General features: G+C 62.6%; 29 protein-coding genes. 7 read left to right on the forward strand and 22 right to left on the reverse strand.

Translation table 11 applies throughout. The features are described 5' to 3' along the window. From E8E78_RS18465 to E8E78_RS18490, 6 genes are all read left to right on the forward strand, one after another. Positions 1-621: ArsB/NhaD family transporter (locus E8E78_RS18465; RefSeq protein ID WP_280337112.1), on the forward strand; the 621-nt coding region annotated here is incomplete at its 5' end. A gap of 14 nt (positions 622-635) precedes the next feature. Beyond that, complete coding sequence (locus tag E8E78_RS18470; RefSeq protein WP_212628233.1) at positions 636-1,106, forward strand: arsenate reductase ArsC; 471 nt, start codon at positions 636-638, stop codon at positions 1,104-1,106. Positions 1,107-1,129: 23 nt separating this feature from the next. After that, the gene (arsH, locus tag E8E78_RS18475) at positions 1,130-1,843 is read left to right on the forward strand and encodes an arsenical resistance protein ArsH (RefSeq protein WP_027917258.1); all 714 of its coding nucleotides are present in this window, start codon (positions 1,130-1,132) and stop codon (positions 1,841-1,843) included. Positions 1,844-1,847: 4 nt separating this feature from the next. After that, the gene (locus tag E8E78_RS18480; RefSeq protein WP_010952947.1) at positions 1,848-2,351 is read left to right on the forward strand and encodes a cyclin-dependent kinase inhibitor 3 family protein; all 504 of its coding nucleotides are present in this window, start codon (positions 1,848-1,850) and stop codon (positions 2,349-2,351) included. 25 nt (positions 2,352-2,376) lie between these two features. After that, a complete protein-coding gene (locus tag E8E78_RS18485; RefSeq protein WP_280337110.1) occupies positions 2,377-3,459 on the forward strand; it encodes an ArsO family NAD(P)H-dependent flavin-containing monooxygenase in 1,083 nt (360 codons plus the stop codon). Continuing rightward, positions 3,452-4,012 carry an arsinothricin resistance N-acetyltransferase ArsN1 family B gene (locus tag E8E78_RS18490; protein WP_060492516.1) on the forward strand — a complete coding sequence of 187 codons (561 nt, stop codon included), beginning with the start codon at positions 3,452-3,454 and terminating at the stop codon, positions 4,010-4,012. The genes E8E78_RS18485 and E8E78_RS18490 overlap by 8 nt, the downstream gene beginning before the upstream one ends. A gap of 60 nt (positions 4,013-4,072) precedes the next feature. Here E8E78_RS18490 and E8E78_RS18495 read toward each other — a convergent pair whose 3' ends face one another. From E8E78_RS18495 to E8E78_RS18555, 13 genes are all read right to left on the reverse strand, one after another. Continuing rightward, entirely contained in the window at positions 4,073-4,801 is a 729-nt protein-coding gene (locus E8E78_RS18495) for a TIGR03747 family integrating conjugative element membrane protein (protein ID WP_063423906.1), read from the reverse strand. 33 nt (positions 4,802-4,834) lie between these two features. Further along, positions 4,835-6,961, reverse strand: coding sequence for a type IV conjugative transfer system coupling protein TraD (gene traD, locus E8E78_RS18500; protein WP_179027770.1), 2,127 nt, complete (start codon positions 6,959-6,961; stop codon positions 4,835-4,837). A gap of 9 nt (positions 6,962-6,970) precedes the next feature. Next, positions 6,971-7,345: an integrating conjugative element protein gene (locus E8E78_RS18505; protein ID WP_179027872.1), complete on the reverse strand. Its 375-nt coding sequence runs from the start codon at positions 7,343-7,345 to the stop codon at positions 6,971-6,973. Between the two features lie 83 nt (positions 7,346-7,428). Beyond that, complete coding sequence (locus E8E78_RS18510; RefSeq protein ID WP_179027769.1) at positions 7,429-7,983, reverse strand: transglycosylase; 555 nt, start codon at positions 7,981-7,983, stop codon at positions 7,429-7,431. Next, positions 7,965-8,681, reverse strand: coding sequence for a TIGR03759 family integrating conjugative element protein (locus E8E78_RS18515; protein WP_179027768.1), 717 nt, complete (start codon positions 8,679-8,681; stop codon positions 7,965-7,967). Before E8E78_RS18515 ends, E8E78_RS18510 begins: the two co-directional genes overlap by 19 nt. Before the next feature lie 10 nt (positions 8,682-8,691). After that, positions 8,692-9,354: a hypothetical protein gene (locus E8E78_RS18520; protein WP_063423910.1), complete on the reverse strand. Its 663-nt coding sequence runs from the start codon at positions 9,352-9,354 to the stop codon at positions 8,692-8,694. After that, positions 9,351-9,869, reverse strand: a complete 519-nt coding sequence (locus E8E78_RS18525; protein ID WP_280313849.1) for a PilL N-terminal domain-containing protein — start codon at positions 9,867-9,869, stop codon at positions 9,351-9,353. The genes E8E78_RS18520 and E8E78_RS18525 overlap by 4 nt, the downstream gene beginning before the upstream one ends. 130 nt (positions 9,870-9,999) lie before the next feature. Further along, a complete protein-coding gene (locus tag E8E78_RS18530; RefSeq protein WP_063423912.1) occupies positions 10,000-10,716 on the reverse strand; it encodes a hypothetical protein in 717 nt (238 codons plus the stop codon). A gap of 60 nt (positions 10,717-10,776) precedes the next feature. Further along, on the reverse strand, positions 10,777-11,271 hold the full coding sequence (locus E8E78_RS18535) for a JAB domain-containing protein (RefSeq protein WP_280337129.1): 495 nt from the start codon (positions 11,269-11,271) through the stop codon (positions 10,777-10,779). Between the two features lie 62 nt (positions 11,272-11,333). Then, positions 11,334-11,591, reverse strand: a complete 258-nt coding sequence (locus E8E78_RS18540) for a hypothetical protein (RefSeq protein ID WP_280337077.1) — start codon at positions 11,589-11,591, stop codon at positions 11,334-11,336. A 61-nt stretch (positions 11,592-11,652) separates the two neighbouring features. Beyond that, complete coding sequence (locus tag E8E78_RS18545) at positions 11,653-12,165, reverse strand: STY4534 family ICE replication protein (RefSeq protein ID WP_280337076.1); 513 nt, start codon at positions 12,163-12,165, stop codon at positions 11,653-11,655. Between the two features lie 742 nt (positions 12,166-12,907). After that, positions 12,908-14,887: a DNA topoisomerase III gene (locus E8E78_RS18550; RefSeq protein ID WP_280337075.1), complete on the reverse strand. Its 1,980-nt coding sequence runs from the start codon at positions 14,885-14,887 to the stop codon at positions 12,908-12,910. A 111-nt stretch (positions 14,888-14,998) separates the two neighbouring features. Then, a complete protein-coding gene (locus E8E78_RS18555) occupies positions 14,999-15,340 on the reverse strand; it encodes a helix-turn-helix transcriptional regulator (protein WP_179027766.1) in 342 nt (113 codons plus the stop codon). Between the two features lie 200 nt (positions 15,341-15,540). Between E8E78_RS18555 and E8E78_RS18560 the strand changes: the two genes are divergently transcribed. Further along, positions 15,541-15,723: a hypothetical protein gene (locus tag E8E78_RS18560; RefSeq protein ID WP_179027871.1), complete on the forward strand. Its 183-nt coding sequence runs from the start codon at positions 15,541-15,543 to the stop codon at positions 15,721-15,723. A gap of 44 nt (positions 15,724-15,767) precedes the next feature. On the opposite strand, the gene E8E78_RS18565 is transcribed toward E8E78_RS18560, so the two are convergent. The 9 genes from E8E78_RS18565 to E8E78_RS18605 form a co-directional block, all read right to left on the reverse strand. Beyond that, on the reverse strand, positions 15,768-16,196 hold the full coding sequence (locus E8E78_RS18565) for a single-stranded DNA-binding protein (RefSeq protein WP_179027765.1): 429 nt from the start codon (positions 16,194-16,196) through the stop codon (positions 15,768-15,770). Continuing rightward, a complete protein-coding gene (locus tag E8E78_RS18570) occupies positions 16,193-16,696 on the reverse strand; it encodes a DUF3158 family protein (protein ID WP_179027764.1) in 504 nt (167 codons plus the stop codon). The genes E8E78_RS18565 and E8E78_RS18570 overlap by 4 nt, the downstream gene beginning before the upstream one ends. After that, the gene (locus tag E8E78_RS18575) at positions 16,693-17,448 is read right to left on the reverse strand and encodes a PFL_4669 family integrating conjugative element protein (RefSeq protein WP_179027763.1); all 756 of its coding nucleotides are present in this window, start codon (positions 17,446-17,448) and stop codon (positions 16,693-16,695) included. Before E8E78_RS18575 ends, E8E78_RS18570 begins: the two co-directional genes overlap by 4 nt. Positions 17,449-17,772: 324 nt before the next feature. Next, complete coding sequence (locus E8E78_RS18580; RefSeq protein ID WP_063423920.1) at positions 17,773-18,966, reverse strand: STY4528 family pathogenicity island replication protein; 1,194 nt, start codon at positions 18,964-18,966, stop codon at positions 17,773-17,775. Beyond that, entirely contained in the window at positions 18,960-19,511 is a 552-nt protein-coding gene (locus tag E8E78_RS18585; protein WP_280337074.1) for a DUF2857 domain-containing protein, read from the reverse strand. Before E8E78_RS18585 ends, E8E78_RS18580 begins: the two co-directional genes overlap by 7 nt. A 16-nt stretch (positions 19,512-19,527) precedes the next feature. Then, a complete protein-coding gene (locus tag E8E78_RS18590) occupies positions 19,528-21,099 on the reverse strand; it encodes a ParB family protein (RefSeq protein ID WP_280311639.1) in 1,572 nt (523 codons plus the stop codon). Between the two features lie 89 nt (positions 21,100-21,188). Continuing rightward, positions 21,189-22,076, reverse strand: a complete 888-nt coding sequence (locus tag E8E78_RS18595; protein ID WP_280337073.1) for a ParA family protein — start codon at positions 22,074-22,076, stop codon at positions 21,189-21,191. Between the two features lie 4 nt (positions 22,077-22,080). Continuing rightward, positions 22,081-22,296, reverse strand: a complete 216-nt coding sequence (locus tag E8E78_RS18600; protein ID WP_010799440.1) for an AlpA family transcriptional regulator — start codon at positions 22,294-22,296, stop codon at positions 22,081-22,083. Between the two features lie 92 nt (positions 22,297-22,388). Then, on the reverse strand, positions 22,389-23,192 hold an 804-nt coding region (locus tag E8E78_RS18605), incomplete at its 5' end, for a hypothetical protein (protein WP_280337118.1).

Consider the following 23,192-nt stretch of genomic DNA (forward strand, 5'->3'; position numbering starts at 1 on the left):
GCGACGTTCGTTGCCGGCTGGTGGGTGCTTGCGCTGTTGCTGGTCGGCTTCTTCGCCATCGAGCCGCTGGGTGTTCCGATCAGCGCCATCGCTGCTGCCTGCGCGCTGATCCTCTACCTGATCGCCGCTCGCGGGCATGTGATTTCTACCCGCAAGGTGCTCAAGGACGCGCCTTGGCAGGTCGTGGTGTTCTCGCTTGGCATGTACCTCGTGGTCTATGGCCTGCGTAACGCCGGCCTCACCGACTACCTGACGCAGATCCTCAATGTCTTCGCCGGCTACGGGATCTGGGGCGCATCCCTCGGGACGGGGCTGCTCGCCGCTGGCCTGTCGTCGGTCATGAACAACATGCCCACTGTGCTGGTAGGCGCCCTGTCGATCCATTCCGCCGAGGCCACCGGCATCGTGCGCGAGGCCATGATCTACGCCAACGTCATCGGCTGTGACCTTGGTCCGAAAATCACCCCAATCGGCAGCCTGGCCACCTTGCTGTGGCTGCACGTGCTGGCCCGCAAGAACATCGTCATCACCTGGGGTTACTACTTCCGCACCGGCATCGTTCTGACGCTGCCGATCCTGCTTGCCACCTTGGCCGCATTGGCCATCCGCCTGAGCTTTTGAACCGGAGATACCTGATGAAAGTCTTGTTCATGTGCACCCACAACAGCTGCCGCAGCATCCTGTCCGAGGCGCTGTTCAATCACCTGGCCCCCGAGGGTATGGAAGCTGTGAGTTCTGGCAGCTTCCCAAGCGGCAAGGTCAATGAGCGGGCACTGAAAATCTTGGAAGCCGCCGGTATCCCCACCGCTGGTCTTTCAAGCAAGGCCTCGGATGCCTTCGAGAGTTCTCCTCCCGACATCGTTGTCACCGTGTGCGACCGCGCTGCCGGCGAAGCCTGCCCGATCTTCTTCGGGCCATCGCTCAAAGCCCACTGGGGCCTGGCCGATCCTTCAGCGGTCACCGGGAGTGAGACAGAAATCGAAGAAGCCTTCCAGACCACACTTGCGAAGATCGATGAGCGCGTGCGCGCCTTCATTGCGCTGCCTTTCTCGCAACTGAGCCAGGACGAACTGAAAGCCGAACTTGCCCGCATCGGCGCGCTGTAGGCCCTGGATCAATGGAGACCGAAATGAACGACCACCTGCCAAATGTCCAACCAGAACTGATTGATCTGCCGTCGCTGGAGCGGCTGGCGCCGAAGGATCCTTCTACACACAAACCGCGCATCCTGCTGCTGTATGGATCGACCCGCGAGCGCTCATTCAGCCGCTTGATGGTCCAGGAAGCTGCGCGCCTGCTGGAAGAGTTTGGCGCCGAAACCCGTATCTTCGACCCTTCCGGCCTGCCGCTGCCGGATGACGCTCCGGACTCCCACGAGAAGGTGCTGGAACTCCGCGAGCTGATGCAATGGTCCGAGGGCCAAGTGTGGTGCTCCCCCGAGCGTCACGGCTCAATGAGCGCTGTCTTCAAAGCGCAGATCGATTGGGTACCGCTGGCCATAGGCGCCGTTCGCCCAACCCAGGGCAAGACCCTCGCGGTGATGCAGGTGTGTGGAGGCTCGCAGTCTTTTAACGTGGTGAACCAACTGCGCGTGCTTGGCCGCTGGATGCGTATGTTTACCATCCCGAACCAGTCGTCGGTGCCAAAAGCCTTTCTGGAGTTCGATGAAGCGGGACGCATGAAACCGTCGTCTTTCTACGATCGGCTGGTCGACGTGATGGAGGAACTGACCAAGTTCACGCTGCTGCTGCGTGATCGCCAGGATTACTTGGTAGACCGCTACTCCGAACGCAAAGAGTCGGCGGAAGAACTATCCAAGAGAGTCAATATTCGGTCTATTTGAGGTCATGAGCATGTCGCATCCTTACTCATTGAAATCCTTGCCCCATGCTCCGGGTGTCCTGATTTTTACGCCTTGTCCGGGCACCCAGACCAGCGCTCTCGCTGAAAGCCTGGATACGCTCAAGCAGGCCGGTGCCGTAGCGCTTGTTACTCTGATGTCGGACGCAGAGCTTCAGGAAAACGGAGTTGCCCAGCTTGGCATCGCGGCCAAGCAGCATGGGTTGGAGTGGTTCCAGCTGCCGATCGAGGATGATCAGGCTCCTGATCAAAACTTCGAGGCTCGGCTGGGAGAGATTCGCCACCAGTTGGACGCTTTGCTCGCTTCCAACAAGGCCCTGGCAATCCACTGCAAGGGCGGCTCCGGCCGCACCGGGCTGTTCGCTGCCCGTCTGCTGATCGAATCCGGAATGCCGCGCCGCGAGGCGATCGCCTGGGTGCAGGAGCTTCGCCCTCGGGCGATTCAGAAGCCTGCGCACATCAACTACATCAACCAGTTCGGCGAAGACTGAGCGCTCCAGCCAGACAGGAGAAACCATGGCCACCGAAGGCGAACTACTCGATGTCATCGTGATTGGCGGCGGGCAGTCCGCGCTGACGGTGGCTTATTTTCTCAAGCGAGCCAAGCTGTCGTTCCTGTTGCTCGATGCCGAAGAGGCTGCGGGCGGGGCTTGGCGCCATGGCTGGGACTCGCTGACGCTGTTCTCGCCCTCCGCATGGAGCACGATCGCGGGCTGGCCGATGCCGCCAGTCACCGAAGGTAATCCCGATAGGGATCACGTGGTCAGCTATCTGGAGCAGTACGAGGCACGCTACGGGTTTTCTATCGTTCGTCCCGTCAGCGTCACGTCTGTGGAGCGGACCGGGCGTGGTCTTCGTGTACGCTCGAAGGACCGCGACTGGGAGGCTCGTGTCGTCATCAGCGCAACGGGGACCTGGAGCAACCCCTATATTCCGGCCTATCCGGGGATAGAGCTGTTCCAGGGACAGCAGATTCACTCCGCCCATTATCAATCACCCGAGGCTTTCCAAGGAAAGCGCGTGCTGGTCGTTGGTGGTGGCAACTCGGGGGCGCAAATCTATGCGGAGCTGTCCGAGGTCGCCGACGCAACGTGGGTAACCACGGAGGAACCGGCGTTTCTGCCTGATGACGTTGATGGCCGGGTGCTGTTCGAACGGGCTACCGAGCGCCTCAAGGCTCAACAGGAGGGCCGTGTTATCGACGCACCGGTCGGTGGGCTTGGCGATATCGTCATGGTGCCCTCAGTGGTCCGGGCTCGCGAGCGCGGGGCCCTTCGTGCTGTAAGGCCTTTTACCTCATTCACGCCGGACGGGGTCGCTTGGCTCAACGGTGAGAAAACCCAGGTCGATGCTGTGGTCTGGTGTACTGGGTTCCGGCCGGCGCTGGATCATCTGAAGGCACTGGACGTGCTGGATGACAACGGTAGGGTCGAGGTTGATGGGGGGCACTCTATTCGCGAGCCGCGCCTCTGGCTGGTCGGATATGGCGACTGGACCGGCCTGGCCTCGGCGACGTTGATCGGCGTCACCCGTACCGCGCGTAGCACGGTCAACGAAGTAGTTGAACACCTGAACAGCTTGGAGCAGCCGGATGCATAGCGGAATCGATATTCGTGTCGCCAGACCAGAGGATGCAGAAGAGATCCAGATCATCTACGCGCCCATCGTGCTCAACACGGCTATCTCATTCGAAGAGGCAGTGCCGAGCGTGGAGCAAATGCGTGAGCGGATCTCCACGACGCTGCAAACCTACCCGTATCTGGTGGCTGTGCGAGAAGGACGAGTAGTCGGCTATGCCTACGCCAGTCAGCACCGCGCGCGTGCGGCGTACCGGTGGGCGGTGGATGTGACGGTGTATGTCGCTGAAGGGCAACGCCGCAGCGGGGTTGGTCGGCAGCTCTATGACGTGCTGCTGCCAGTTCTGAAGCGTCTGGGATATCGCTCGGCGTATGCCGGCGTTGCCTTGCCGAATGAAGGCAGTATCGGGCTGCACGAGCGACTCGGTTTTCAGCACATCGGTACGTTTCCGCAGGTCGGATTCAAGCTCGATGCTTGGCATGATGTGGGGTATTGGCGCTTTGATTTCGGAGACGAAGGTCTTCGCCCCGAGGCTCCAATAAGCTTCCTATCCCAAATTCCAATGCCACGTTAGAGCGTCCCAGTGAGATTAGCTGTCTTCCGCGAAAGGCAGCTATGGGTCGATTGCAGCCATTCAAAGATATTTTTTGAACGTGGTAGCAGTTATCGCGACCATGAAACCCAACAGTGCAGCACATGGGAGCAATACCCAGTTTGGATTCAGCGACCAAGGTAGCGACAGATAGATCACCCAAGGGCTGACCATTAGCGGCAACAATGTTCGCTTGGCTCGGTGATAGACAAAGCTGCTTTCCCTATCCGCCCCGAACTTGCGCAGGTCGCGCCGCATCAACCCGTCAACCAGCCCGGTGACTGCCGCGAGCAAGAAGAGGGGCGTTGCGAGCGTGAGGACAATCAAGCGCACCACGAACGTGAATACCGTGAACAGGGTAGCCAGCAGGTAGTCCTGGCCAGCGACGTACGCTTGAGCAAGCTGTCCTTGCAGCGACGCGTCGCGACTGAGCAGTTTCAGGTGTGTGTCCGATTGCGCCCATCCTGAGCGCAACACGACCCAGTCGTTGAGGTGTTCAAGGATTTTCGCGGTGGCTTGTGCCGGCTCCTGCACCAGCAGCGAGCTCTTAAAGTGGCTGCTGAGCCAGCCAAGTTCAGTCAGCCACATGGCATGGCTGTGATGCCAGCCTTGGTCAGGCCAGAACCACAGCATGCCCACAAACTCCAACAGGATGGAGAGCAGCAGGGAAGCAAACAGGAGGCCGAGCAATCGCAGGCACAGCTCAAGCGTGCCGAAGATCAGCCCTGGTCGTCGTTGTGTCTGAGGAGGATTGGTTGGGGCAGTAGGCATAATGCTCCCGGGTGTTCGCGGGCTGTCAGGGGATCACGGGGCGTGTTTACGCCCAGGTGGTGGCATCTCGGGGTCGAAGTCGACCGTCGGCGCACCTCCGGTACTGCTCCACCAACTTCCCGCGTTGGCGTTGTAGGACTCGCGCATACGCGCAGCGAGGGCCTGCAGGTCAGCCGGCATCGCATCGTCGCTGGCTGGTTTGGGCAGCGGCATCCGTACCTTCCATAGCTGCCCGCCTTCCTGGAACGAAAACATCTGGCCCTTCGGTAGGGCGATGATGTGCGCGGGCTCGATCAATGGCACGGCGGTGGTGGTCACCCGGTCCTGTGAGGAGGAGGTGAAGTCGGTTCGGGTGTCAGGATCGGCGGTGTCCGTAGCGCCAGAGACCAAGGTGCGCGTTTGCACGTTGACCTTGGGCAACTGATTAGTCAGCAGTTCGGCTGTCGCGGTTTCGCGTACGCGTAGCATCTGCAGGGTGTTGAAGTTGCCGATGACCTGGCCGGCCTTGGCCCGGCTGCCGATGCGTGCCTCGATGTCGCTCAAGGTCTGGGTGTAGGCAGTGACTTGGATACCGGCACCGCCGCCCTTGTTGATCAGCGGAATGAACTCGTCGCCCATCAGCTCGTTGAACTCGTCGGCGTGCAGGTTGATGGGCACCTTGTCGGTCGTACTGGAGGAGTTCGGGAGACCGTGGTCGATACCGTGCTTGTAGATGTGCCCGGCGACGGAGACCAGGTCGGCAAACATCGAGTTGCCGACCGCGGCGGCGACCTCTGCATCGGACAGCGCATCCAGGCCGACGTAGACGATGCCGCGTTTACGGATGACCTGCAGCCAGTCGAAGATTGGCCGTGGATCGTCCAAGTCGGAATAGTTGGGGGCCAGCAACTGCGCCGTCTTGCCACTGGTGAGCTTTTCCAGCAACGGCAGCAGTGAGGCGACGATCTTGTCGAAGTAGGTGCGGTCGTAGCGCACCGCCGAGCGCAGGCCATCCATGACCGGGTCGAAGAGGCGCTTGACGGTCAGGTACTGCTCGATAGCGACCACGCGTTTCTCGCGGCCGACCATGTGCCGTGGCACGTTCTTCTCGTTGAGACGAGCTTCAAGATCCACGATGGTCTCCCACGCCTGCGGATCATGTCGGGCGAAAAAGTGCTGGGCGTACTCGATGAACAGCGCATCGATGTTCACCACATGGCGCTGGATCTGCAGGTAGTCGGGGCGCCGGCCGAGCTCGATCAGGGCACGGGCGATGATGTTGACGAAGCGCCAGGCGAACTCGCGAAATGCCGCCGAGTTGCCTTCACCGCTCAGCTGCCCAGCGATACGGCTGGCGACTTCCGAGATGCGACCGAAACGGCCGATGGCGTTGTAGCGCGCGGAAATCTCCGGCCAGCCCAAGTGGAAGACATAGAACTCGTGTTCACGGCCGGCCCGTCGCGCTTCCACGTACATGCGCTTGAGCAGGTCGGCATCGCCTTTGGGGTCGAAGACGATCACCACTTCCTGACTTGGCCGGTGAATGTCCTGGGTGATGTAGACCTCGGCCAGGCGCGTCTTGCCGACCCGCGTGGTGCCTAGCACCAGGGTATGGCCCACGCGTTCGCCCAGTGGCAAGGAGGCTTCCTGCTCGTTGGGCTCGACGCCATGCAGCAGCGGCGAACCGCCCACGGGTGGCAGCGGCCGTACCGGGTTGAGTGGGCTGTCCCAGGCGGTCATCCGGGGCAGAAGGGAGAGCCCTGGCGGCGCTTTTTCCAGAAGGTGCTCAAGGTGTCGGGCCCACTGGTAGGCCGCTGGTTGATTGACGTAGCGGGCGAGCGCGGGATCCTGCGCCTCCAGCAAGCGCTGAGTGTGCAGGCGGCTCCAGCGAAAACCACGACCCATGAACAGGCGTTTGCTGCTGACCGGGATCTGTCGACTGGTCAGTGAATAGCGGGGGAGGCGGCGGATGTTGCGTCGATAACGCAGTACAATGCGGGCCTCGTTGAGGCGCTTGAGACCGAAGGCGGTGTAGGCCAGGGCCATGCCGGCACCGACCTCCGGCGATAGGGCCACCGCCCAGGGCGAATGCAGGCACAGCGCGCCGGCACCGGCACAGATGCCCACGGTGTACAACTCCACCGCCGGGCGTAGCAGGGACTCCATCGCATGATCGCCCATGGTGATACCTCACTGCTCCAGGCCGGTCGGGGTGATCAGTACCGGGTAGTGCTCCAGCTCCAGTCGCTCGGCGATGTCGTCGCCACTGACCGGCCAGATGGTCAACCCAGGTGCTACCGCTTGGATGCGCTGCAGCGCTGCCGCATCCGCGACCTCAACGGCCAGACCGTTGGCGCCCAACCGCTTCAGTGCAGGTGCATGCTGCGCCAGCCAGGCCAATGAGGCAGCGTCCGCCCCCACCAGGAACAGCGGGACCATGCCTGGCAAATCCAGCGCTCTGCGTGGCACCTCACCCGGCGTGAGGCGCGCGCTGTGCACCGGCAATACCCAGTCCAGTCTTCGTGGATCGGGCCGTTCGACCGAGGTGGCCGATTCGGCGGCCATGACAGGAGGCGTTGGCACAAGCCAGGCCCCGGCAGCCAACCACCCCACTAGCCCGCAGATCAGCGCGCCCCGTCGAACGTCAATCATGAGCGTGGACCTCCGCGGCTGGACTTGGCGGCTTCAAGGCGCTGCCAGTGCTGGCTGAACTGCGTGCGGTAGCGCGCCGCCGGGGCTCCACCCGCAGGCCGGTGATAGCGGCCAGCGGCAATGACCCAGTCGCCGGCGTCGGCGTAGTGTTCGCGCAACAGGTCCGCGGTGACGGCGAGGTTGCTACGCGGATCGAGAGCATCGCAGGCGGTGGGGTAACGCTTCGGGTGGTAACCCAGGTTGGTTTGCCCCAGGCCGACATCGATGCGCTTGGGATCATGCCGGCTGAGCGCCACGGTGAGTGCGCTGCAGGCCTGGTCACGGGTGGCGAAACGCTGCGGCGTGCCGGCCACATTCAAGGTCCACGGCCAGGGGATGAGTTGCCCACGCAACGGCGTGCCGCTCTCCTGCTGGGCAATGGCGAACAGCACCGAGGCTGGGATGCCGGCTTGGTCGGCGGCCAACTGGTACGCCTGCGGAGGGAGCCCGCCTGCTTGGGCGACAGTCACGCCCGTCAGGGCCAGGGCGAGGGTTAGTCGACGCGTTGCCATTTCCCTTCCACCTGTTGAAAGCGTGCGGGCAGGGGGCGGCTGGCGCCGAGGGTGAACCAGCGGCCGCGGTCGTGATTGAGGGTGACTTGGCCACTACCGACCTGGGCCGGGGTAATGCCTACCTTGCGCGCCCATCGCTGAATGCGCGCATCGTCGCCCTGGCTGCCCACCAGATAGACGTCCAGGCGGGCGCTTGTGCTCAGCCATTGGCGGAGGCTGGCCACACAGGTCGAGCACGGGTCTTCCACAAACACTGCAAAGCGCGGGTTGCTCGACGGGGGTGCGGCATCGCTCATCCCCTGTACCGGCAGCAGCCCCGGGAACAGCCGCGCCCAGGCCGCGGTGTAGGCTTTTTGATACGCCAGTTCGCGCTCGGCGCGCTTGGCTTCGAGGCGCACCTGCAACTCGGCGTAGCGCTGACGCTCCTGGTCAGAATCGGCTTCCACGCCCAGGGTGGTCAGCGGGTCGAGTTGCGGTGACCAGTACTGGCGGGGACCGCTCTGCAGGCGCTCAAACTTGGCCCATTCATCATCGGTCAGGCCCCAGGCCTTGGCCTGTGCTACGGATCGCTCTAGCTGCAGCGGGGCCTGCTCGCTGGACTGCTGCTCCGTTTCAACCGTGGCGGGTGCACCCCATCCCGATCCCGGTACTTGGCAGATGGGGAATAGGAGCAGCGAGAGGGTGATGAACCGGACCATATGCACCTCGTCACGGCAGGGGCAGCGAACGTTCGCCGAGGCCAGGCACATGGAACACGGCCTGATTCCGGCGAATGGTCTTGAGCTGCCAACCGTTCAAGCTGTCACCGGGCTGCAGCAGGTGGACGGTCGACAGGGCATGCGCGCCGGCCGGTTGAGCCGAGACAAACCGGACCTCGCCACGGGTCTCGACACCCAGCAAGGTGAATGGCGGCGTCGGGGCTTTGGCGGCCGGTTTGGCGGGAGCTGCAGGCTGGGGTTGTGCGGATGGCGTAGCCGGTCGAACCTCAAGGGCGCGGATGGCGATTTCGGCATTGCCCAATCGCTGGTCCATCGCGGCCAGGTCGGCCTTGGTCGGACTCGGTGATACCGCTCCAATGGCCTTGAGCGACGCGCTCACCTCATCCAGCTGTTTGCTCAGTGTCGCGAAGGCCGCATCCTGCTGGCGCTGGTGCTCGCCCTGCGCTTTTACTTGCGGTGGAATTGCCGCAAGAGTGGTGCCGAGTGCATCGAGGTCCCGCCGCAGCGCCGGGGCTGGATCGGCTGGCGCATTCTCCGCGGCGACCAGGAGCTCGGTCAGTTGTTGCTGGTGGTTGTAGGTCACGGCGGCCAGTACGGCGGCGCCGAGGCACAGGGCCCCGAGCACCAGGGCCTGAAAGTGATGGACCTTCATGGCGCGATCTCCAGGGGCGGGCGAGGTGGGGCGGGCACTGGTGCGCGAAGGGCATAGCACACGCGGCGTTCGACTGGATCGATCACGAGCCGCCAGGCCGGGCCGCCGAGAATGGTCAAGGCGTCCAGCAGCACCATTGGCCCGAGTTGGTGCTGCACGGTCGGCAGAGGGCGGCTGAACAAGGTGGCGACCTCGGCGCGGTTGGCGCAGAGTGTGTAGCCTGAGCGCTGCAACACGTGACGTAGGGCGTCACCGACCGTCGCGTGCAGGGCCGGTGAAATCTGCACGGTGATGAGCTGGAACAACGGCTGACGCTGTTCCAGCGTCGGCCGCGTGCTAACCAGGGTGTAGCGGTCCTGGCGGACCCACGCTGGTGACGCTGGCAACGGCTTGGAGGGGGTGGACGGAGCTGGTACGGCTTTGGCTGGCACCGTCGGTGGGGTGATGGCAGGCGACGTGTTGCAGCCCGCCAGCGCGAGCATCAGAACAAGGTAAGGAAGTGCGGGCGTGTGCATGAGCAGGTCTCGACAGTGGGTGCCGACACCTTGGCAACACGCGCGAGCTGCACCCACTGAAAAACCGAAGTTGGCCGGCCGGTTTATCGAGCCCAGCACATGAAAAAGGCGCCCTTAAGGGCGCCTTGGGTCAATCGTCAGTAAACACCGGCAGTCCTGGCAGCGGGGCTGCATCGGGATCAAACACCAGGAAACGCGTGTCGGCCTGGCCGGCCAGCAGCAACAGGGTCATCAACACCGGAGGCACCTGTTCATCCAACAGGCGAATGCAAACGTCCGCCGCTGAGCAGCCGGGACCTCCCGCGTGGGCGCAGCGGTGCCAGGGTGTGGAGTACAGCTTGCAGCCGACGGAGCGGTTGCTGACCATCTGGAAGCATTCAAAGAAGCCGGCCGGTCGTTCGCAGCGAGCAAGCTGCTCAAGGTAGGTGTACTCGTCGGCCGGTAGGTGGGATGAACTGATCTCCCAGCTGCGGCTGTACTGGCCGGTGGCAAAGGACAGCTGCTGCATCAGGTGCTCCGCCGCTTCCAAGCTGGGAAGGTCGCCAACGTGTACCGAGCCACTCAGCCGTTCGGCGGTGACCTGGTACAGCACGGTGGTGACCACACCATCTGCGGGCAACTGCATGCGAAGGAAGCCAGAGACATCCTGTTCTTCTGTGATGACGGCGCAGTCGTCATCGAATACGCACGCCTGGCAGTTGATGTGATCGTCGTCCAGGCCCAGTTGGGCGGTGTGCAGGGGGCGGTAGCAGGGCGGGCACTGGTCGTCGTAGTGGATCTGGACCACGCGTTCGCAGGATAACGCATGGAAGCCGCGGGCAAAGGGGTTGGGGGTTGAGGTGAGCATGGTGGCGCTCCAGTAAAAAGAGGACGCCACCCCATACAGGCAGTGGCGAACGAGAGAAGTTTAGATCCAGCCGTATTCAGCCAGGGACAGGGGCTGACCCTCGCCGACGATGATGTGGTCCAGAACGCGGATCTCGACCAGCGCCAGCACTTCGATCAGGCGTGTGGTCAGCACGCGGTCGGCGCCGCTGGGCTCAGGGCACCCGGAAGGGTGGTTGTGGCTGAGGATAACTGCGGCGGCGTTGTGTGCCAGCGCCTTGACCACCACTTCGCGAGGGTAGACCGAGGCACCGTCGATGCTGCCGAAGAACAACACCTCGAAGTCCAGCACGCGGTGGCGTGAATCGAGATAGAGCAAGGCAAATACCTCGTGGTGATAAGGCGCCAGACGCAGCTTCAGGTAAGACGCGGCGTCGGCAGGCGTGATGAGTACTTCGCCGCGCTGGAAATAGCGTTGGTCCAGCAGCTGCAGAGCTTCGTTGATCAACGCATCTTCGTGGGCGCGCTGGGTCAGGGCGGGGTCGAGGGGCTCGACCAGGGTCAAGGGCGTGTTCATGAGCAGAGCCTCGTGTGCAGAAGCGCTCCGGGAGGAGGCCTCCGGTGTGTGGGATCAGGCGGTCACAGGCGGGTGAAACGATGACGGGTGCCGTGCAACGGGGAATGGCAGGCTTCGCAGGGGCGAGTGGAGAAGGGGTCGATGCCGACGCCGGTGTGCGGATCGAAATCGGCGCTGAGCGGCATTAGCGCCTGCAGCTCGATACGCATCTGCGCAATTCGCTGGTCGACTTCGACCTCGCTGTAGTACAGCGACAGCGCGCTAAAGTCGTCGTAGGCCACGGCATGCAGGCAATCCTCACAGAGCCAGTAACTCTCCATGGCAACCTCCGGGGATAAGAAAAGGCGCTCATGCGAGCGCCTCTGTGGTGGAGCATCCGTCTCAGGCAGGCTGCGTGGCCTGGTCCTGAGCCTGATCGGCACTGTGTGAAGGATTCGGCGCATGCTCTTCTGCCGCTTCGGACGGCAGTTCTGCCGAGGAAGCATCCTGCCGATCTGGCGCTTTGTAGGTGAGCTGACCGTTGACCTTGATCCACTCGATGAAGATCAGCCGACCTTTGAGGCTGGCACCGGGTTGGCCTTTGCGCTCACCTTTCTCGTAGGTGAAGGCGTCGACCCAAAGGTCGCCAATGCGAAACGCGATCAGCACCTTGCGTTCGGCACGGACATCCTCGAGGTGTTCGCGGATCAGCCGTTCGGCTTCACCGCCAGCGACCTTGCAGTCGAAGCGGGTGTACTCGACGTCATCCGACGCACCGTGCAAGGCGGCAATGTCGCAGGCCATAAAGGGCTGGCCTCGCCGCACTGGCACCTCACGCACGCGGTTCAAGTAACCAATGCCTTGGGTGTGCAGGTTGAAGTAGGTACTGGGGGCAGCAGTGTTTGCCGTGGTCATGGTGAATCTCCTGTTTGCGAGAAACGCGGATATTCACCGGCCCTGGCGGGGGTGAGTCCGCAAGGGAAGGTCAGGTGCAACAGCAGTGGTGTAAGAGCGCTCATCATCGCGGGGAGCGATAACCGTGCGAGCCGCCGAACGCTAGTCGCACTTTGGGAGGAACCACTCTGGAGAGAGCGTAGCCTTGCAGGTTCCGGCTACCTGGTGCTGTCAACGACAGCGCGGTGCAGTTCATCTATAGAACGGTGCGCAGCGCTCGTCAACAGCGGTTTTGACTGGGTTCAGAGGTGTGGACATGAGTGGAGCGCAGTGGACACAAACGCGTAAAAAAATAGCCCAACGGTCGTCGGGCTAGGAACAGAGAGGCCACCCTTGATCCGGCCCATTGACAGCGAAGTCATCGCTTCACTTCAGCTGTCGCGTCACCCTGATCAACCGACCCTTGTCGTGGCCTGGGTCGGGATAACTGGCACGCATCCGCGCACAAACGGCGCCCGTTTTTTCGCCGGCGGGCACCGGCACTGAGCATCGTCGCCGAGGCGGATGACCCCTGCAGCCTGCAGCAGGTCGCACGGGTCATCCGTCTCGAGAACCTTGGACATCTGGAACAGCGATACAGCGCGGTGAAAGAGGCTCCGAACTCAACGAGTCTGGCCGAGCTGCCCGGAGCGAATCGGCCTGGGGTCGCCAAACGGCGAGGGGCCTGTTCACTACATCAGGGACGGCCCCCAGCGTCAAGCAGTCAGGAACGCTTCGGTTTGGCGGGCGCCGCGCTGGCCTTCAACGGCTTGGTACCCTTGCAGTCGGGGTAGCGCACACAGGACCAGAAGTTGCCGGTGCGGCCTTTGCGCTGGCGCATGGGGCTTCGGCACACGGGGCAGGCTGGACCTTTCGAACGGGGTAGCTGCAGGTCCAACGAGGCCTGGCTGCGCACCACCTGGGTGAGCCAGGCCGATTGCTTGGCGAGAAACGCCTCGACACTCAGCTGACCGGTCTCGATCCGTGCCAGCGCCTGTTCCCATACCGCAGTCATCACCGGATCAGCCACCTCACGCGGAACGGCCTCGATCAACGTGTGGGCGGCCGCAGAGGCCGCTAGGCTGCGCTTTTTCTTGGTCAAGTAGCCGTGATCGATCAGGCCCTGGATGATCGCGGCGCGGGTGGCCTCGGTGCCGATGCCAATGCTGTCTTTCAACGTTTGCTTGAGGCGCACGTCGGCCACCTGGTTGGCGATGGTTTTCATCGCCTTGACCAGTGTGCCCTCGGTGTAGGGTTTGGGCGGCTGGGTGCGCTGCGTGTTGACCTTGGCGTCTCGCACACCAACCGACGCACCTTCCTGCAAGGTGGGGAGCCGCTGCGTTTGCTCGGTCGGTTCGCTGGCGTCGGCTTCGTCGATCACGGCCTTCCAGCCACGTACCTGGATCTGCTTGCCGCGGGCCAGCAACTGATCGGCCTGGCTGCGCAACTGCACCTGGGTCTTCAGGTATTCGTGTTGAGGCAGAAACTGCGCCAGGTAGCGGGCGCGGATCAGGGTGTACACGGCGCGCTCGCGCTCGGACAACTGATCCAGGGGGATCACCACGGCGGTGGGGATGATGCCGTGGTGGGCGGTGACCTTGCTGCTGTTCCAGGCGCGGGACCGCCGTGTCGGATCGAGTTCCTTGAAGCGCTGGCCAAGCATCGGGTCGGCTGCGGCCAAGGCCTTTAGTACACGCGGTACCTCGTCCAGCATGCTCTCGGGTAGGTAGCCACAATCGCTGCGAGGGTAGGTGGTGACTTTGTGGGTTTCGTACAGTGCCTGCGCCACACTGAGGGTTTCCTGCGCGCCCAGGCCGAGTTTGGCCGAACAGACCTCCTGCAGCGTGCCCAGGTCGAACGGCAAGGGCGGCCCCTCCGTCACGCGTTCAACGTCGACCCGCTCGACGTGTGCTGAACGCGCAGCTGCCAGGCGCCGGGCAGCCCGCTCGGCCGCCACCTGATCAACGCAGCGACCGGTATCATCGCAGTGTGCAGCAGGTGGCTGCCAGCGTGCCTCAAACTCAGCCCCGTCATCCCGCAGCACAACGTCCATGGTCCAGAACGGCCGGGCGACAAAGCTGGCGATGGCGCGGTCACGTTCAACCACCAGGCGCAGGGTCGGTGTCTGTACACGGCCCACGGGCAGTGTACCGTCGAAGCCGGCGCGGCGACCGAGCAGGGTGAACAATCGACTTAGGTTGATGCCAACCAGCCAATCGGCCCGTGACCGGGCGAGGGCACCGTGGTACAGCGGCAGGGTTTGCTCACCCGGCCGCAACGCCGCCAGGGCCCGGCGGATCGAGGCGTCGTCGAGGGCGGACAGCCACAGGCGCAGTATCGGCCCCTGATACTGGCAGCGTTCGAGGATCTCCCGGGCAATCATCTCGCCCTCGCGGTCGGCATCGGTGGCAATCACCACCTCGGTGCAGTTCTGCAGCAGCCGGCTGATCGCCTTCAGCTGCGCCGCCACCTTGGGCTTCGCCACCAGTTGCCAGTGCTGCGGGATGATCGGCAGGTGCTCCAATGACCAGCGCTTGAACTGTTGACCATAGGTTTCTGGCGGCGCGGTCTCCAGCAAGTGCCCCACGCACCAGGTTACGGTCACCCCCGTGCCCTGCAGGCAGCCATCGCCGTGACGATGGGCCTGCAGCACGCGAGCGATATCGCGGGCTTGGGACGGTTTTTCGCAAATGTAGAGGCGCATGACGTGGCCCTCTCGGTCAGGTACCGACAGGGTGGTCGCGTGACAGGGGAGCGCTAGGGAAAAGCTGAACTGGTCGAGATCATATCGATGTAACCACCAGCGGCGAGCGACTTACCGTTGCGAGAGGTGCGCGGTCACGGTCTGCAGAAGGTCCAAGGCAAATTGCTTGTCCGTCTCGCCAAGGTCCTTGATCAGTGGGGCAATCTTTTGCCCCTGGTCCTGTGGCCGAGGACTGATGGCCAGCAGCAATTCATCGGCCGGACATCCATACATATCCGCCAACTGCAGCAGCTTGGGCACGGTCAGCTCGACCTTGCCACGCTCCATGCGCGACACCGCTTCGGTACCGATCTCGAGGCGCTCACCGACTTGCGCCTGGGTAAAGCCCTGGGCACGGCGGTACTTGGCCAACTGGCGGCCGATGTGTTGTGGGCTAGGCTCTTTGACTGGCAACGGGGCGGCTCTCCAATTCAACCCGTTTGGTTGACCAGCCACCCGAAGATATGAACGCCCTGAACGGTTGACTATCGACCTATCAGGGCGTATCACCCAATGAGAGTACGGTGACCTGACCGTCACACGGAGATAGCGGATTGGACGAACGTGAGCAGCATGAAGCGGATGCGTTAGCGATCAAGGCCTGCGAGTTGTTCATGGCTACCCATCAGGAACCGGACGATCAGGCGGCGAGGGCCAGGTTGATCGCGTGGGTCAAGGAAGCGCCCGCGCACTGGCGGGCGTTCCTTGCCCTGGACCAGTACCTGGCGGAGGTCAAAGGGTTGATCGAGGGGGACGACCTGCATGGCGTCGCCCGCCGCGTGGGGCCCCGCGACTGAGCAGTATCGCGCTGAAGGGCACGGTTCCACTGACGTCCACCCGCTCAGGTCGACTTGCGGGTGGTTTTCTTGCCGGCCGGCTTGCGGCTGCTGCCCCCACTGTCACTGGCCTTTTCGCGCATGGATACGCCGGCCAGACGATGCGGCAGGATGCCGATGTGCCGCGCCTCAACCTTGAATGTCACCCGGGCATTGTCCTCGCTGTCTTCCCACTCATCCTTGACCGTTCGGCCCATGACCAGGACGCGCATACCTTTCTGGTACAAGGTGCTCCAGTGTTCGGCATCGCGGTGCCAGAGCTCGACCGGCGCCCAATAGCCGCCGCGATCTTCATAGCCGCCCTCGCGCGGTACCGGATTGTCGAAATAGACATTCAACCGCAGCAGCCGCTTTGGCTCGTCCGGGTTGTTGTTGAACTCCTGAAACTCAGGGGGACTGCCGATATTGCCTTCGCCAACAAAGAACGTGCTCATGGGTGTTTCTCCTCGGTGGTGGTATCGAAAAGGACGTCATCGGCATACGCGAGCTTGAGGGCGCCCATGAGGACCTGGCGATAGAGCGAGTTCAGGCTGCTCATCTGCAGGTTGAGGACGATCCGGTTGGCCTCCAGCTGGTACAGCGCCTGGCGCAACTCCGGCTGCAGCAACGGATGCGCCATCACCTGCTCCCAGACCTCCACGCCCATGCGCTTGAAGTCCGGGCTGCGCCAGCGGAGGAAGCATGCGCCCTGGGAGCTGTGCTGGACACTCAGTCGCAACTCGAGTAACGAGAAGGGTGGCTGCGCCATGATCGCCAGCATCGCGGCCATCAGCGTCTCGAGTTCGCCGCGCAGCTGTTTGATTGTCTCGGCGTACTGGAACAGCTCCCCCTTACCCTTAAAAGGCTTTAAAAGGCCTTTTAGAGAGGCACTGTGTTCAAACTCGCGATAGGCCTCGGATGACAGGCAATGGGCGATCGCTTCGGCCAGGGTCATGCTGCACCGCCTTCGGCGGGGGCGCCGGGCGAAGGTTCCACGTCGTCATCAAGTTGATCGGTCTCAGCGGGCAGTGCGGGCTTGGCGGCGCGCACGATGGGCGGCGCAAATTGCGAGCGTCGCGTACCTTCGAGAATGTCCTGAGGTGGGGTGCCGAACTTGTCGATGGCCTCGCGGGCGCGGGCGTTGTTGGCGGCCATGTCATCCCGGCTGACCCCGGCCAGTCGATACTGCTGCGCCATGCTGAACAGACTGCGCAGCAGGTGGGCGCCACGATCGATCCAGTGTTCCATGTCGACCCGGCCGATCAGCGCGGTGTGGTGGGCGAGCAGCACGCGACGCACCAGGCTGTCGTAGTCGGTCAGCAGGTAGACGGCGAGAAACCCCAGCTGGCTGCCGATGAACAAGGGCAGGGTGACAGGGTGGATGTTCAGGTTGTCGCCAACGCTGACCTGGGTGGGTAAATCCCGTTCGACCAGTTTGACTTGCTCGGTCAATGTCAGCAGCTCGGCCTTGGCCTGCAGTACCTTGTCTTCGAGTTGCAGCATGAACCAGTCGGCGAAGGGGTCGTCCTGACTGCTCGCCTGCTTGAGCAGGTTGGTCACGCTGATGTAGCCCGCCATACCCATGATGCCGAACACGCCTTCGCGTGCGGCACGGCCTTGCCACAGTCGTGCTGCGTGATGCGTGTGCAGGGTGAGGGTGATGCTGCTGCGCAGTGAACCCAGGTTGAGCTGGTAGTGGTCGACCATTGCCAGATCCTCGCCGTCGGAATGACGCCGACGATCTGCGCTCTCGGGCAACCTGGCAGTGATCAATGTGAACGCGATGGGCTCACATTGCCCCTACTCTCGAAGGTCCTCACATTGATGCCACTGTGATCAAATCCGCTGAGTGCCAACGCAGCTAACTATTTCATCTTGGCATTGGTCAAAGCTGCGACCTTACACCCATCACGCAGATCACACTCCTCGAGCGATTGTGTCTGGCTAGAAGACGTCACTGGAGTGATGCCACTGTGATCAAATCCATTGCGGTCCGCTGAACGTTGGAGACCTGGAAGACTCAGCGCGCTGTTACGTTGCCCCGCTCACGACACCGCAGCGAAGCTTGAGCTGCTCTAGGTACGCCTTGGCCAGCGGCGAGGCCACCCGGCTTCCGGACTCCCGTGAGCGCTCATCAGCTGGCTCTGGCGGGCGAATGCGCTTGCGCGGTGCTAGCGGGGCATCGCTACGGGCGGCCCACAGGGTGAAGTCCCCTTGGCACGCCCGCTTGATCAGCCCCAACAGATATGCAATCGGCTTGCGAATGTCGCCGCGGCTGCAGCGAACGGCTGCTTCATTGATCACCGCTTGTCGCTGTTCGGGCTCGAGCTGGCGCAGCGCCTGGACTGCCCGGCGCTGTTCAGTCGGGCTCAACTGCAGACCCTCTGGCCAAGCGGCGCTGCCACTGGCCGAGGCGGGCGGTACTGTACTTTTTTTGCTTTGTTTTTGTACGGTACGGTCGTGCGCTGGAATCCGAACGGCAGCCGGAGCCGGGACATTCGCGCTGGGTTCGGAATCGGTCGAGGACGCTGTGGCAAACCGAACGCTGTACGCCTCGCCTCGTTCGGAATGCTCGGCATGGCTGTCGTCCTGCAGCGGCAAGGCCTGTTGAGCGCCTGATGCGGGGAGCGAAGCCATCATGGCCAAGGCCTCGTCAGTCACCTCTGGATCCGCCCGTAGCTCCTGGAGGAGGTGTTGAGCGAGATCGCGCACGCCTTTGGTGGCATGGGACAGGTTTTGGCAGATCAGGGGCAGGTAACCGGCATCTTGGTCGATGGCTTGTGCGGGTGACAGCGGCGCGTCGTGCAGTACGTAGACACAGCCGCGCAGGCAACCCTGCGAATCGCGATATCGTTCGCTCAGGCTGAGCCAGCGGGTAGCGCGCAGCACGTTCAGCGCGCGGGCGATGGTCTCGCGTGAAGCCTGCGCACCACAGGGGCTGGTCGCCAGGTACGGCTGAAGGTCCTGATACCGTGGGGTACGCATTTGCCGTTCGGTGATCAACCAGCGCAGCACCAACCAGAGATTGCGCTCCACGGGTGTGAGCCGGCGATCCTGCAGCAATCCCCGCGGTAACGGATCGTGGCTGCCGTAGTACACGAAGCATGGCCCCTCAGCCAGCGCACGGGCGGCCCTGGCTTGTTCGGCCTGCTCCAGACAACGCTTGAGCGTGACCATGCTCTGGCGCACCACATCAGCCCAGTCCACGGTGTAGAAGTTCAGCATGGGATACCTCCGTATAGCTCGATCTGCTGCCAAATCAGGGTCAGGCTGATCTGTTGTTCCTCGGCCAGCATCATCATCGCGTCCAGCGGCTCGCTGTCCGGATCTTCAGCTCGCAACTGGCGCCAACGGTTCCACACGGCATGTTCCTGGGCTTCGCTGAGCTGGACAGGGCGGCCGCGATGGGTCTCGATCTTCAGGATTCGCCGACGCAACGCCGTGTCGGAGTGGTCGAGGCCGAAGCAGCGGTACATGATGTTCGAGCTCGCCCCAAGCTTGAGGGCACGGTTGATCAGCCGCTCGTTCAGTTCGTCGCGTTCGGCCTGGGCGATCAGGCGACGCAGCACCGTGGTGTCGACCTTGATCTCGACCCAGGCGATCGTGGTATGCGCCAGGTGGGACAAGGTGGTGGGCGGCAGCGACTGGAGCACCTCGATGTCCTCGTCGCCGAGGCCCAAGGCCTTGCACCGTTGCAGCCGGCCATGGCGCAGCTCATGCAGGACCTGGTTCAACATGGCGTGGTTCAGCAAATTGAACGACGTGCTCATGCGGCACCTCCGGGGGTCAGCGGGTGGACGACAGCGTGAGTTCGATCAGGCGTCGAGAGAGCCGGATAAGTGAAAACAGTTGCGCCAATTGAGGATCGGGGAGCCGCTCAATCCCGATCGCGAGCGGTGGGCGCTCGATCAGTGGCAGGTCGTAGGCACCCAGCAGCAGTTGGCCGAACAGCGCTGCCGGAAGTTGCTGCCGTTGCTCCCAAGCAACGTCATCCTGCACGCGCAACAGTGCGCCCAACAGCAGCTGAATCCCGGTGCGGTGGGGTGTCGAAGGCGTTGCTGTATCGGGCGCCAACGAGAAACCCAGGCCTTCTTCCGTGGCGCAGACCATGTGTGGTGCATTGGCGTAGCCAGCCAGTTCGCTGGCCAGCTGCGCGCAGGCTTGGCGCAGTTGCACCAGGTCTTCCAGAGCCGGCGGTATCGGCCAGATGGTGTCCAGTGAGTCGGGCAAGCACTGAAGCCCAGCATTGCCGAGATTGGCAGGCCGAGCGGGCGGTGGCGGAGTTGGACTATATACCTGTTCTCGGGCGGCGGCGGGAGGCTTCGTCTGGTCTGCCTGTTCGGGTTGTCTGTCAGCGGGTTGCAGAGGGCAGGCCGGTTCCGGTGAGTGGAGCCCCGTGGGAGATTCAGGCTCACTGCCGGAAGTAGCATCGGTGTCTTGGCCCACGCTCAGCGGGGGAGACAGGGACATGCCGGACGTAAGTGGCTGACGTGATGGTTGGCCACTATCCTGGATCAGCTCCAACGCCAGCAGGCGTGGTGACTGGTCCAAGGATTTCGCCATCTGTGCGAGCAGTTCGTCCTGCAGCTCGGCGGTGTCCAGCTCGGCGGTTGTGCAGTCGAACGTGGACAGCACCTCCAACCATAGCGCGGTGAAATCCAACTGTGTCGCAACGTATCGATTCCACACCGATTCGGCACGTCGACGCAGGCTAAGGGTTCGCTCGATCGAAGGTCTGCCTAAGCCGGCGTACAAGGTCTGCGGGATAGCCGGCAGCAGGTGCTCCAGCGTGTCCAGCATCCGGCTGATGTGCGATTGCGAGATCGGGTAGCCGCCGGCGGATAGTTGCGCCGCCAGTTCGCGTTGACTCAGGCTACTGCCGTCTATCAGCAGCATGTCGCGGAACTTGGCCACGGCCAGTGCACGCTCGATGAAGGTGAGTTGGCCGTGCAGGTCACTTTCGGCCAGATGGCCCAGCAGCGTATGCAGTTCCGACTGCCAGGGGCGAAACAAGCAGTGGATGCGGAAGAAGCGGTCCTCGCGGGTTTCCTGCCACAGCTCACCGAGGATACTCAGGCGGGTGTTGCCACCGTTGCGGATGATGAACTGCGGCTCACCGGGTCTGCGTGTGATGGACGGGGGCTGATCCAGGCCGCGGTCGCGGATGGAGGCCTTCAATTCCTCGTATAACGGGTTACGGATGAAGCGCGGGTTGTGCTCGTAGGGCCGCAGTTGCTCCAGGGTCACGACCATCGGTGTATCGCAGTCGGGATCGGTGGGCGGCAGCTGTGTTACCCGCTGTGGGAAGTGCCCGTGCTGGAGCTGGCGCGTGATGTCTTCGGAGGTTGGCGGTTTCATGAACTTGCCCTTGATCTGTCAATGCAGACGGACTGCCCAGGCCTTTCCGATCGGCCGCGTGAGTGAGGCAGCGAGGGATGAACGTGGCACTAAGCTGGTCGGCCGGTGATGCATTCCACTGAGGCAACGCTGTTGGGATAAGAGCGCGCACGGATCCTGGTCTGGGCCAGTCGCTGCTCCCACTCAGGGAACAGTTCATTGGCCAGTGCCCGCATGACATCGGCCGCGCAGCGACTGCGCGATCGAGGGGCGGCTTTCGACTCGACCCGATGCACCGGCAGTCCCAATGACGCGGCATTGAGGTACGCGACGCGATCGGGAATCACCGTGTTGCAGACGCTGACATGCGGGTCGGCGGCAAAGGTGTTGCGCAGGCTCTGCATGATCAGGCAGGTGTCCCGCCGATTGGCGTTCACCTGATTGAGCAGCAGTTTCACCGGGGGCAAGTCCACGCCAAGGTAGCGGTAGGGTTCCAGCTCTTCGAACAGGCCGAGCGTGCCGCGGCGCAGTTCGCGTGCCGCGAGCATTTCCGGTGGCAACGGGCATAGCGCACAATCGGAGGCGAGGATGGCCATTTCCACCACCACGCTGCGCGCGCCCTGGGTGTCGACGATCAGCACATCGTACTGATCGGCAAATGCGGGTAGCAGGTTGCGCAGGCGCAGTCGGCCATCGGGCGCGTGCAGCAGTACGGTGCCCAGGTGGCCCGCGCGGTCGTTGGAAACGATCAGTTCAAGCCGCGGGATAGCGGTGACGGAAATGATCTGCTCGGCAACCGTGAGCCGCTGCGAGATCAGTTCGTAGCTGCCCGCTTCACGTGACTCGCACAGGGCGTAGTAGCTGGACAACGTCGGTTGACTGTCCAGGTCGAGCAGCAGCACCTGCAAGCCGGCGTCGGCAAGTAGGCCGCCGAGGTTGGCGGCAACCGTGGTCTTGCCGGCGCCGCCCTTGGTCGAGATCAGCGAAAGGACTTTCATGGCACTACTCCCGAACAGACAGGCGATCCTGAACCCACTGCTCGATCTCCAGCGAGTCCCAACCGACCGCACGGGTGCCGATGCGCCGGCATTGCGGGAATAGTCCGGCCTTCATCAGGTTGTAGATGTGTGAGCGTTTGAAGCCGGTTTTTTGTTCCACCTCATCGCGGCGCATGATGTGGCGATCGGCGGAAGCTGGGGCAGGGCTGGCAGGTTGCATTCTGTCACTCCTTAGCGCCATGTGGCGCGCAGTGGGATGTGACAGTCAGTGAAGGCCCGTTGGTTTAGAAAATCATTGCCAGGCAATGGCGGTCATTGCCTGGCAATTCGATGTTCTGCCTCTACCGCCTGGGCTAACAGACGGCGAGCCTGTGCAAATTTCCGATCAAGGGTGCGTTTGCTCAACCCAGCAATACCGGGGAACAGCGTAGTGATGGCATCGACTACCGCAGTCTGGGTCTTGTAGATTGATCGCGGTTGGCCGCTTTTCGACTTTTCCAGCATGATCGCGAGCAGGGCCCCAATAATCGTGTGGTGCACCTTGGTGGATGCCTCGGATGCAGGCCCAGCCGCCTCGAATTGTGATGCCAATTCGTGCTCTTGCTTTTTATAGGCAGCCATCTCTTCGACGAGCGAATCAAAAGCCTGATGCATTTTTTCGTATTCGCGCGCGTAGAAGTCTCGCTCGGCTTGCACAGCCAAAAAAACGCTGAGATTCACGCACTCAAGGTGGTCGGTGTTCTTGGGAAATAGAAACGCGGGCTTATCTTCAGGGTGGTTCAGCGCAAACCACGTCCGTAGATCCGGCCGACGAATAGACCAATACACGCGTTCGGAGGGGTTGTTAGGCGTAATCGGACCTCCTAAGAAGGTTGCCGGTAGCTCACCGCAGGCTACAGCCTCGTATATTTGTTCTACATGAAAGTGAAGGTCGGGCCACTGTGGAAAATGCTTTAATAGCTCACCGGAATGAGCAATCTCGACCTGCAATATCTCCGCTGTGTGGTTGGCGAGGTCGCACCAAAGGATGGCGGCATCGATAGGGTGATAGCAGCTCCTAACTGAGTCCATAGCTAACAGCCTCCTGCTGAAAATCCTCCTGACCACTGACAGGGG

Origin of the sequence: Pseudomonas sp. BN505, assembly GCF_029873175.1 — a bacterium.
In the GTDB taxonomy this organism is placed as follows: domain Bacteria; phylum Pseudomonadota; class Gammaproteobacteria; order Pseudomonadales; family Pseudomonadaceae; genus Aquipseudomonas; species Aquipseudomonas putida.

What these genes read in the sequence shown, in the direction of transcription:
- E8E78_RS18470 (WP_212628233.1), top strand. Translation starts at nt 636, where the DNA reads ATGAAAGTCTTGTTCATGTGCACCCACAACAGCTGCCGCAGCATCCTG.
- arsH (WP_027917258.1), top strand. Translation starts at nt 1,130, where the DNA reads ATGAACGACCACCTGCCAAATGTCCAACCAGAACTGATTGATCTGCCG.
- E8E78_RS18480 (WP_010952947.1), top strand. Translation starts at nt 1,848, where the DNA reads ATGAGCATGTCGCATCCTTACTCATTGAAATCCTTGCCCCATGCTCCG.
- E8E78_RS18485 (WP_280337110.1), top strand. Translation starts at nt 2,377, where the DNA reads ATGGCCACCGAAGGCGAACTACTCGATGTCATCGTGATTGGCGGCGGG.
- E8E78_RS18490 (WP_060492516.1), top strand. Translation starts at nt 3,452, where the DNA reads ATGCATAGCGGAATCGATATTCGTGTCGCCAGACCAGAGGATGCAGAA.
- E8E78_RS18495 (WP_063423906.1), bottom strand. Translation starts at nt 4,801, where the DNA reads ATGCCTACTGCCCCAACCAATCCTCCTCAGACACAACGACGACCAGGG.
- traD (WP_179027770.1), bottom strand. Translation starts at nt 6,961, where the DNA reads ATGGGCGATCATGCGATGGAGTCCCTGCTACGCCCGGCGGTGGAGTTG.
- E8E78_RS18505 (WP_179027872.1), bottom strand. Translation starts at nt 7,345, where the DNA reads ATGGCCGCCGAATCGGCCACCTCGGTCGAACGGCCCGATCCACGAAGA.
- E8E78_RS18510 (WP_179027769.1), bottom strand. Translation starts at nt 7,983, where the DNA reads ATGGCAACGCGTCGACTAACCCTCGCCCTGGCCCTGACGGGCGTGACT.
- E8E78_RS18515 (WP_179027768.1), bottom strand. Translation starts at nt 8,681, where the DNA reads ATGGTCCGGTTCATCACCCTCTCGCTGCTCCTATTCCCCATCTGCCAA.
- E8E78_RS18520 (WP_063423910.1), bottom strand. Translation starts at nt 9,354, where the DNA reads ATGAAGGTCCATCACTTTCAGGCCCTGGTGCTCGGGGCCCTGTGCCTC.
- E8E78_RS18525 (WP_280313849.1), bottom strand. Translation starts at nt 9,869, where the DNA reads ATGCACACGCCCGCACTTCCTTACCTTGTTCTGATGCTCGCGCTGGCG.
- E8E78_RS18530 (WP_063423912.1), bottom strand. Translation starts at nt 10,716, where the DNA reads ATGCTCACCTCAACCCCCAACCCCTTTGCCCGCGGCTTCCATGCGTTA.
- E8E78_RS18535 (WP_280337129.1), bottom strand. Translation starts at nt 11,271, where the DNA reads ATGAACACGCCCTTGACCCTGGTCGAGCCCCTCGACCCCGCCCTGACC.
- E8E78_RS18540 (WP_280337077.1), bottom strand. Translation starts at nt 11,591, where the DNA reads ATGGAGAGTTACTGGCTCTGTGAGGATTGCCTGCATGCCGTGGCCTAC.
- E8E78_RS18545 (WP_280337076.1), bottom strand. Translation starts at nt 12,165, where the DNA reads ATGACCACGGCAAACACTGCTGCCCCCAGTACCTACTTCAACCTGCAC.
- E8E78_RS18550 (WP_280337075.1), bottom strand. Translation starts at nt 14,887, where the DNA reads ATGCGCCTCTACATTTGCGAAAAACCGTCCCAAGCCCGCGATATCGCT.
- E8E78_RS18560 (WP_179027871.1), top strand. Translation starts at nt 15,541, where the DNA reads ATGGCTACCCATCAGGAACCGGACGATCAGGCGGCGAGGGCCAGGTTG.
- E8E78_RS18565 (WP_179027765.1), bottom strand. Translation starts at nt 16,196, where the DNA reads ATGAGCACGTTCTTTGTTGGCGAAGGCAATATCGGCAGTCCCCCTGAG.
- E8E78_RS18570 (WP_179027764.1), bottom strand. Translation starts at nt 16,696, where the DNA reads ATGACCCTGGCCGAAGCGATCGCCCATTGCCTGTCATCCGAGGCCTAT.
- E8E78_RS18575 (WP_179027763.1), bottom strand. Translation starts at nt 17,448, where the DNA reads ATGGTCGACCACTACCAGCTCAACCTGGGTTCACTGCGCAGCAGCATC.
- E8E78_RS18580 (WP_063423920.1), bottom strand. Translation starts at nt 18,966, where the DNA reads ATGCTGAACTTCTACACCGTGGACTGGGCTGATGTGGTGCGCCAGAGC.
- E8E78_RS18585 (WP_280337074.1), bottom strand. Translation starts at nt 19,511, where the DNA reads ATGAGCACGTCGTTCAATTTGCTGAACCACGCCATGTTGAACCAGGTC.
- E8E78_RS18590 (WP_280311639.1), bottom strand. Translation starts at nt 21,099, where the DNA reads ATGAAACCGCCAACCTCCGAAGACATCACGCGCCAGCTCCAGCACGGG.
- E8E78_RS18595 (WP_280337073.1), bottom strand. Translation starts at nt 22,076, where the DNA reads ATGAAAGTCCTTTCGCTGATCTCGACCAAGGGCGGCGCCGGCAAGACC.
- E8E78_RS18600 (WP_010799440.1), bottom strand. Translation starts at nt 22,296, where the DNA reads ATGCAACCTGCCAGCCCTGCCCCAGCTTCCGCCGATCGCCACATCATG.